Annotated in this window: 6 protein-coding genes and 1 pseudogene; 5 read left to right on the top strand and 2 right to left on the bottom strand. The window is 48.7% G+C overall.

Features of this window, described 5'->3' with window-relative positions; translation table 11 throughout:
* Window positions 1–247: 247 nt before the first annotated feature.
* Window positions 248–1,246: a cysteine synthase A gene (cysK, locus tag FTT64_RS10775; protein ID WP_016658093.1), complete on the top strand. Its 999-nt coding sequence runs from the start codon at window positions 248–250 to the stop codon at window positions 1,244–1,246.
* A 54-nt stretch (window positions 1,247–1,300) separates the two neighbouring features.
* Here cysK and FTT64_RS10780 read toward each other — a convergent pair whose 3' ends face one another.
* Together FTT64_RS10780 and FTT64_RS10785 are read right to left on the bottom strand one after the other, a co-directional pair.
* Entirely contained in the window at window positions 1,301–2,308 is a 1,008-nt protein-coding gene (locus FTT64_RS10780; protein ID WP_180182354.1) for an ABC transporter substrate-binding protein, read from the bottom strand.
* 2 nt (window positions 2,309–2,310) lie between these two features.
* Window positions 2,311–2,898 carry an ANTAR domain-containing response regulator gene (locus FTT64_RS10785; RefSeq protein WP_016658095.1) on the bottom strand — a complete coding sequence of 196 codons (588 nt, stop codon included), beginning with the start codon at window positions 2,896–2,898 and terminating at the stop codon, window positions 2,311–2,313.
* Between the two features lie 444 nt (window positions 2,899–3,342).
* Here FTT64_RS10785 and FTT64_RS10790 point away from each other — a divergent pair, with 444 nt between their 5' ends.
* The 4 genes and pseudogenes from FTT64_RS10790 to FTT64_RS14375 all read left to right on the top strand — a co-directional run.
* Window positions 3,343–4,683, top strand: a complete 1,341-nt coding sequence (locus tag FTT64_RS10790) for an MFS transporter (RefSeq protein ID WP_005178146.1) — start codon at window positions 3,343–3,345, stop codon at window positions 4,681–4,683.
* 31 nt (window positions 4,684–4,714) lie between these two features.
* Entirely contained in the window at window positions 4,715–7,261 is a 2,547-nt protein-coding gene (nirB, locus tag FTT64_RS10795; protein WP_194087066.1) for a nitrite reductase large subunit NirB, read from the top strand.
* Between the two features lie 93 nt (window positions 7,262–7,354).
* Window positions 7,355–8,965, top strand: coding sequence for a nitrite reductase small subunit NirD (gene nirD, locus FTT64_RS10800; RefSeq protein ID WP_180182367.1), 1,611 nt, complete (start codon window positions 7,355–7,357; stop codon window positions 8,963–8,965).
* A gap of 143 nt (window positions 8,966–9,108) precedes the next feature.
* A pseudogene (locus FTT64_RS14375) lies at window positions 9,109–9,198 on the top strand (transposase); the annotation flags it as partial.

The raw sequence follows: 9,198 nt of genomic DNA on the forward strand, positions 1-9,198 counted from the left end.
CCTGAGGCCGGTGGGCTGACACGGTTGTCAGTCAAGATCAAAATTGAACTAAGTTTACAGCGATTTATAGGCTGGACTGAATAGATTTCATGGGGTGATCACCTAATTTAACGAAAAACTGGCCGTATTTGTGTGAAACTTATTCAGTTTTTATTGTAACCAATCTTAGAGAAATCGAATTTTAAAATTTAAAGAAGCCTGTATGATAGAAGGTGAGGTAAATGAAAAAAGACTTAAGGAAAACATGATGACAACAGATACAGCTTTTACCGCCCCGGACAATTTGGGGATTGCGGTTTATGCCAACAATGCCGAAGCCATTGGCAATACACCACTGGTGCGCATTAATCGTGTCATTGGCGGGGGAGCCAATGTATTTGCCAAAGTAGAAAGCCGTAACCCGGCATTTTCCGTGAAGTGCCGGATTGGTGCGGCGATGGTGGCCGATGCAGAACAGCGTGGTGCGCTTAAAGCTGGCATGCATATTGTTGAGCCAACCAGCGGCAACACCGGTATCGCGCTGGCTTTTGTAGCAGCAGCCAAAGGTTATCCGATTACTTTAACCATGCCGGCCAGCATGAGTATTGAACGCCGTAAAGTATTAAAAGCGCTGGGCGCCAATCTGGTATTGACCGAACCAGCCAAAGGCATGAAAGGCGCGATTGAAGAAGCCGAGCGTTTGGTGGCGGAGCAACCGGATGTCTACTTCATGCCGCAGCAGTTTGAAAACCCGGCCAACCCGGATATTCATGAAAAAACCACCGGGGTAGAAATCTGGCAAGCCACAGGCGGTCAGGTCGATATTCTGGTTGCCGGCGTGGGCACGGGCGGTACGCTTACCGGTATTTCGCGTTATTTCGAAAAAGTGCAGAACCAGCCGTTGTATTCGGTGGCGGTTGAGCCGGCAGAATCGGCCATTATTGGTCAGGCCAAACGTGGTGAAGCGATTAGCCCGGCACCACACAAAATTCAGGGTATTGGCGCCAACTTTATTCCTAAAAACCTCGATTTAGACCTGGTTGATGAAGTCATTGCCATTCCAAGCCAGGAAGCAATTGATTTTGCGCGTAAAACAGCAACGCAGGAAGGCATTCTGGTTGGAATTTCCAGTGGTGCCGCAATGGCGGCTGCGGCACAGCTGGCTGCACGTCCGGAAAATGCCGGTAAAAATATTGTGGTGATTTTGCCAGATGGTGGCGAGCGCTATTTATCTTCAGTGCTGTTTGAAGATATTTCTGCCGACTAAGTCTGTCGACTGCAAAAATAGCCATAAAAAAGCTCGCCATCGTTGCGGGCTTTTTTATTCGGCGTGACCTGAGGGTAGCGGATAAATACAGCGTTGACTGACCGCAGCACTCTCCACCTCGGGCACATCCAGCGCATCCCATTTCAACATTTGTTCGGTGAGCCAGACAAAATCCTGCGCTTGCGGCTGGGCTGACGATTCATCCACCAAACTGCGAATAATATTCTGAATAAAATAATAGCGTTCGACATGGACCTGTGCGGAACAAGGAAACTGGATGATACCGGCCTCATTTAGCATTTGCCAGACTGCTTGTACATCTTCCAGCTGGTGCAATTCGGCTTGCGCGCGCTGAATGGCAGAGGTCATGGCATTTAAGGTATTCGGATGCTGGGCGGCCCATTCTGCGGTTACCGCCAGCACTTTATCGGCCACTTGCGGAATAACCTGCTGACCCGAGAGCAATATTTTAGAATAGCCCTGTAATTCGGCCTGGGTATTCCAGGGTTCGCCAACACAAAAGCCATCAATCTGCTGCTGGGAAATCGCTTCGACCATATATGGCGGTGGCAGCGTACTGAGCTGAATATTTTTCGCCAGGATCGGGTCGGCCAAGGCCAGCAATTCTCTTAAACAGTAATGATGAATCGAGGTGTGAAACACATGCGCCAGTTGTATCGGGCGTTGCTGATGGGCATTTATCAGTTTTGTGGCGATGTGTGCGGCATCATCTTCCGACTGGATGCCCAGTTCAAAACACAGCGATTGACTCAGGCTGATGTAAGCCTGATTGGTACTTAGCACCAGCGGCGTTTGCAGCGGAATCCCCAGTTGGTCGGTGCCGAGCGCCGCCGCCGGTAACATGGCCGACAGGCAATGCGCGGCATCCATAAAACCAAAGGCCAGCCGGTCTCTTAAACTGGCCCAGGACGGTTCTTTTAGCAGTTCGACATTGAGGCCGGCATCGGCAAAAAAGCCACGCTGTTTGGCCCATAAAATGGCGACGCAGTCGAGCAAAGGAATATAGCCAATCTGAAGTTTGGTTTTTTCTAAGTTATGCATGGCTAATCCTTAAATTGTTTTTGCAGGAGTTGCTGGGCATCGAGCAGGCGCCGTGCCATTTCACCAATGGTCATCCGGTGGCTCATGGCATTTTTGCGTAGCAGGCCAAAGGCATCTTCTTCGCTTAAGGCATGCATCTGCATCAGCAAGACCTTGGCTTTTTCGATATCTTTACGGTCAGCCAGTTTGCCTTTGGTTTCTTCCAGATCGTGCAGCAGCTTTTTGTGTTTTTTAAACTGCTCGATAGAAATTTCCAGAATGCTGTCCAGTTTGGCCGGATCAATACCATCGACAATATAAGCCGTAACACCGGCATCAATGGCATTTTTGATGGTGTCTTTGTGGCTGTTTTTGGTGAACAGCACGGTTGGTAAATCAAACTGGCTGACGCAGCTTTCAATAATGTCCCGATGCGGATGGTCCATATCCAGCAGAATTACATCGGCATGCAATTGCTGTAAATGGAACATATTGGAATGATTGATAATTAAACAGGCAACCACCTCAAATTCATGCTGAATTAAGGAGGTTTTGATGAACTCTGCGCGCTCGAGATCATCATCAATTAACGCGATTTTCAGTTTTGGCATGCAACTCTCAATAGAGTCTGTACAACGAGTACTTTTAATAATGCAAAGATGGTGCCAAACCCGAATTTATTAAAATAAAACCTTTAAAATCAAAAATTAAATCTGAGCTTGACGGGAAGATGCACTTGCATGAAACAAAACGCACCAAGATAAGGCAGGGGACTTCAAAAAATAAAACAGGAGGCTGCCAGAACCGTGAAATCGGGAGGTAGACAGCATCTGAATACATTCACCCAGAATAAATAACTTTCAAAACCCAATAAAAAACAGCAAGCTAATGGGCTTTTCTAAAAAGTTGGCACACTATCTGCATTATTCCAGCTGAGTCAAAGAAGACTCCCAAAATTTGAAAGACGGCCAACGACGTCCGCTCTGTTCGAATCTGTTATGCAGCTATCCGTATAGCAGGTTAACCCACACGTTCAGTTCAGGTAGGAGATGGTCATGTCTTCAAATTTGCAAGCGAATAAAGCGACAAAAATAAGTCTATTTAACTTTAAAACTTCAGCGATGAGAGCCTTCCATATGAGTTGGCTCGCATTTTTTGTCTGTTTCTTTGCCTGGTTTGCCTGCGCACCGTTAATGCCAGTCATTGCCGGCGAGTTCAACCTAACCAAAGATCAGATTGCCAATATCAATATTGCTGCGGTGGCCATCACCATTCTGGTCCGTTTAATTGTCGGGCCGCTGTGTGATAAATACGGCCCGCGCAAAACCTATACTGCTTTGTTAATTATCGGCAGTATTCCGGTGTTTGGGGTGGCGGCTTCCAACAGTTATGAATCTTTCCTGTTTTTCCGTTTGCTGATTGGCGCCATTGGTGCCAGCTTCGTGATTACCCAATATCACACCAGCATCATGTTTGCACCGAATGTGGTGGGAACCGCCAATGCCACTACGGCAGGCTGGGGCAATGCCGGCGGTGGTGCGACCCAGGCACTGATGCCTTTGCTGTTATCTGCCTTGGTGATGTTTGGGGTCGAGCAGGCCATGGGTTGGCGTATTGCTTTGCTGGTACCGGGCATCATGATGATTATTGTCGGCATCCTGTACTGGAAACTGACTCAGGACTGTACCCAAGGCAACTTTAAAGAATTACGCGAACAGGGCATTCAGGTCGGCAGCGACAAAAAAGGCGGTATGGCGATTCTGCTGCATGCTGCACGTAACTACCGCGTCTGGATTTTATTTGGTGCCTATGCTGCCTGTTTCGGGATTGAAATCTTTATTCACAACATTGTGGCGATGTATTACGTCGAACACTTCAGCTTTGGCCTGAAAGAAGCCGGCATGGCAGCGGGCATCTTCGGTTTGCTGGCCCTGTTTGCCCGTGCATTGGGCGGCATTGTCTCTGACAAGGTGGCACTAAAAAGCGGTCTGGATGGGCGTACCAAAGTGCTGTTTGCCATGATTTTAATGGAAGGCTTGTTCCTGATTCTGTTCTCGCAAATGAACAGTGCCATGCTGGCCATTTTAGTCATGACCATTTTTGCCCTGTTTACTCACATGGCTTGCGGCGCGACCTATGCACTGGTGCCATTTATTGACCGCGATGCACTGGGCGGTGTGGCCGGCATTATTGGTGCCGGTGGGAACGTCGGCGCAGTCGCCGCAGGCTTCCTGTTAAAAGGCGTACTGGATATTCAGACCTGCCTGATGGTTCTAGGCGGACTGGTGGTAATTGCCGCAAGTTTTGTCCTGATGATTCGCTTCTCGGTGGAGCACAAAGAAAAAGAACAACGCCTGTTCGAACAGGCCATTGTTGAACGCAATAACGCAGCCTAAGCCAACACAGAATATTATTGAGGAGAACTGTATGAAACTTGTCATGATTGGCCACGGTATGGTCGGCCACAAATTTATCGAATCGGTTTTGGAAACTGCGGGCGATGAAGTTGAAATCACCATTTTGGCAGAAGAACCGCGTTTGGCTTATGACCGCGTACATTTAACTGAATACTTCACCGGCAAGTCTGCCAAAGACCTAAGTCTATGCCGCAGTGACTTCGCCGATGCCTATGGCATTGATCTGCGCCTCAATACCAAAGCCACGGATATTGACCCGGTACATAAACTGGTCACCACCAATCAGGGTGATGTGATTGCCTATGACAAACTGGTACTGGCGACGGGCTCTTATGCCTTTGTGCCACCTATTCCGGGCAATGACCGTGAAAACTGCTTTGTTTACCGCACTATTGAAGATCTGGATGCAATTAAAGCCGCTAGTCTGAATGCCAAATCTGGTGTCGTGATTGGTGGCGGTTTACTTGGTCTGGAAGCAGCCAAAGCCTTAAAAGACCTAAATCTGGAAACCCATGTAGTCGAGTTTGCGCCGCGTCTGATGGCGGTGCAGGTTGATGACCTGGGCGGTAAGGTGCTGCGCAGCAAAATTGAAGATCTGGGCGTGAAAGTCCATACCCAGAAAGCCACCTCCTCAATTGAAGATGGCGCGTCGGCCAAGCATGTGATGAAGTTTGGTGATGGCGCTGAACTGGAAACCGATATCATCCTGTTTTCTGCCGGGATTCGTCCACGTGATGAACTGGCGCGCCAAAGCGGACTCAGCATTGGCGAGCGCGGCGGGATTGTGATTAATGATTACTGTCAGACTTCCAATCCGGATATTTATGCGATTGGGGAATGTGCGCTGTGGCAAAACAAGATTTACGGTCTGGTCGCACCGGGCTATGACATGGCTCGAATTGCCGCCAAGCATGTGATGCAGCAAAACCCGAACTGCTTTGCTGGCGCCGACATGAGCACTAAATTAAAGCTGATGGGTGTGGATGTGGCATCTATTGGTGATGCACATGCCATGACTCCAAATTCACTCAGCTATTTTTATGCCGATGAAGATGCGCTGATCTACAAGAAAATTGTGGTTAATGCGGAAAAAAACCGATTGCTGGGTGCGGTGCTGGTTGGCTGTGCCAAAGAATATAACGATCTACTGCAAATGATGCTGAATGGTCTGGCAGTTCCAGAACAGCCAGAAAGCCTGATCATGCCGGGCTTTGCCGAGTCAGGTGCCAAAGCCGGTGGCAGCGGTGTCGATTTGCTGCCAGACAGCGCCACCATCTGTTCCTGTAATAACGTGTCTAAAGCCGATATCTGCCAGGCGATTGAAGCCGGTTCAACTTCACTCGGTGCACTGAAGAAATGTACCCAGGCCGCAACTGCTTGTGGGGGCTGTGCACCTTTAGTGACTCAGGTATTAAAAGCCGAATTGCAGCGTCAAGGGGTGACGGTCAATAACCATCTTTGTGAACACTTTGCCTATTCGCGTCAGGAACTGTATCACCTGGTGCGTGTGAACGAGATCAAGACTTTTGAAGATTTAATCCAGCAACATGGTCACGGTCTGGGCTGTGATATCTGTAAACCAACTGTGGCCAATATTCTGGCCTCCTGCTGGAATGACTTTGTGCTAAAACCAAGTCATGCCGGCCTGCAAGATAGCAATGACTACTATCTGGGCAATATCCAGAAAGATGGTTCTTATTCGGTGGTACCACGAATGGCCGGTGGTGAAGTGACTCCAGATGGCCTGATTGCCATTGGCCAGATTGCCAAGGAATACGGCCTGTACACCAAACTGACCGGTGGTCAGCGCGTGGATATGTTTGGGGCGCAGGTACATCAGTTACCGGAAATCTGGCAAAAACTGATTGATGCCGGTTTTGAATCGGGTCATGCCTACGGCAAGTCACTGCGTACCGTGAAATCTTGCGTGGGTAGCACCTGGTGCCGTTATGGCGTGGATGATTCAGTTGGCTTGGCGATTTTCCTGGAAAACCGTTACAAAGGCCTGCGTTCTCCGCACAAACTGAAAATGGCGGTATCTGGCTGTACCCGTGAATGTGCCGAAGCACAAAGTAAAGACGTGGGCGTGATTGCCACTGAAAAAGGCTGGAACCTGTATGTTTGCGGTAACGGTGGCATGAAACCGCGTCATGCCGAGCTGCTGGCTTCCGATCTGGATACCAGTACCTTAATCAAATACATCGACCGCTTCTTTATGTTCTACATTCAAACCGCAGACCGTTTACAACGTACTTCGGTTTGGCGCGACAACCTGGAGGGCGGGCTGGATTATCTGAAAGACGTGATTGTGCACGATTCCTTAGGTCTGGCCGCAGAACTGGAACGCCGCATGCAGCATGTGGTGGGTACTTATCAGGATGAATGGCGTACCGCGATTGAAGATCCGGAAGTACGTAAACGCTTTAAAACCTTTATCAATGCCAAAGCCGAGCAGCAGCACGATCCGCACATCCAGTTTGCCACCGAACGTGGACAGATTCGCCCGAAAACGGCGGCCGAGCGTGATGAAAGCCGGATTCCGGTGATGCAGGCATAACCTTCAAGATCAAGACACATCTTCTGAAGCAAATCCGCCAGAAAAACCAAATGAGATATGCAGCAGAAGATGCCAAAGCACAGGATAACGATGATGACAATTTTAAAAGATATGAATGAACTGGATTGGGTAGAGGTCTGTCATCTGGAGGAGATTACCCCACATACCGGCGTGGCAGCCTTGGTGGAAGGCCAGCAGATTGCAATTTTCCGTGTGGGGCAGGAACAGCGTGTTTATGCCCTGAGTAATCAGGACCCGTTTAGCGGCGCCAATGTGATGTCGCGCGGTATTCTGGGTGATTTGCAAGGTGAGCGTGTGGTGGCATCACCAATCTATAAACAGCATTTCAGTCTGGCCACCGGCCGCTGTCTGGAAGATAAAGACCAGAAATTACTGGTGTTTCCAAGCAAAATTGAACAGGGCCGGGTTTTTGTCAGTCCGACCGCACAAAAAACCTATATCACCAATAATGGCGTGCAACAGGAAAAAATGAAGCTGGTGCTGGTGGGTAATGGTCTGGCGGGCATGCGCTGTCTGGAAGATTTGCTGGATATGGCACCTGATCGTTACGAGATTACCGTGATTGGCGAAGAACCGTGGGGCAACTACAACCGGATTATGCTGTCCCCGGTCTTGGCCGGTGATAAAACGGTGGACGATATCATGCTGCATCCGCATGCCTGGTATGCCGAAAAAGGTATTCAGCTGATTGCCGGTGATGCTGCGGTGAAAATTGATCGTCCACGCAAGCAAGTCTTCACCCAGTCGGGGCAGGTGGTGAATTATGACCGGCTGATTTTAGCCACTGGCTCGCAGCCCTTTATTCCACCAATTCCGGGCACAGAGCTGGACGGTGTGCTCAGCTTCCGCGATATCTATGATGTGAACCGGATGCTGGAATATTGCGAACAGAAACGAAATGCTGTGGTTATTGGTGGTGGTTTACTTGGACTTGAAGCGGCCTATGGTTTGAAACAGCGTGGCATGAACGTTACCGTGCTGCATCTGATGGACCGTATTATGGATCGTCAGCTGGATAGCAAAGCCAGCTTAATGTTGAAAAACAGTATTGAAGAAAAAGGTATTCATGTACTGACCGAAGCCAATACCGAAATGCTGCTTGGTGAAAATGGCCATGTCACACAAGTCCGGCTAAAAGATGGCACGCTGCTCGATGCCGATCTGGTGGTGTTTGCGGTAGGAATCCGTCCGAATATTGCACTGGCGCAAAGTGCCGGCCTGCGCTGTCAGCGTGGGGTGCTGGTCAATGACACCATGCAAAGTTATGACCCGAGTATTTATGCAGTCGGTGAGTGTATCGAACATCGTGGTCAAACTTTTGGTCTGGTGGAACCGCTGTGGGGCCAAGCCTTTATTTGTGCCTCGCATCTGGCAGAACACGGTAGCTTGACCTTTAAGGCACCTACTGTTCCGACCCAGCTCAAAGTCAGTGGTTGTGATGTGTTCTCGGCCGGTAATTTTGAACCGGAAGATGATTTTGAAGACATTGTCCTGAATGATGAAAAACGTCAGATTTATAAACGCATCATCATCCAGAAAGACAAAGTCATTGGTGCAGTACTGTTTGGTGATACCGAAGATGGTGCCTGGTATGCCGAGCTGATTGCAGATCAGACCCCGATTCATCAAATCCGCAACAAACTGCTGTTTGGTAAAGATTTTGCATTAAAGAAAGCGGGTTAAGAACAAACTATTCTGTCCTGTACTTAAGCGGATACACGGAAACGTCATCCGCAACTGTTTGAGCCAGGACAAAATATGAAAATGAATGTTTCTGCAACCTTCTTGATATAGTCAAATCATTATAAAACCAATACAATGGTGCAATGAGTTATTCAGAACATTTTAGACGTAAAATTTTAGCTAAGCTTGAGGAAGGTTATTCTATTCGAGCAGTAGCTGCACAATTTGAAATT

Origin of the sequence: Acinetobacter sp. Q186-3 (genome assembly GCF_013420655.1) — a bacterium.
GTDB classification, from domain to species: Bacteria; Pseudomonadota; Gammaproteobacteria; order Pseudomonadales; family Moraxellaceae; genus Acinetobacter; species Acinetobacter indicus.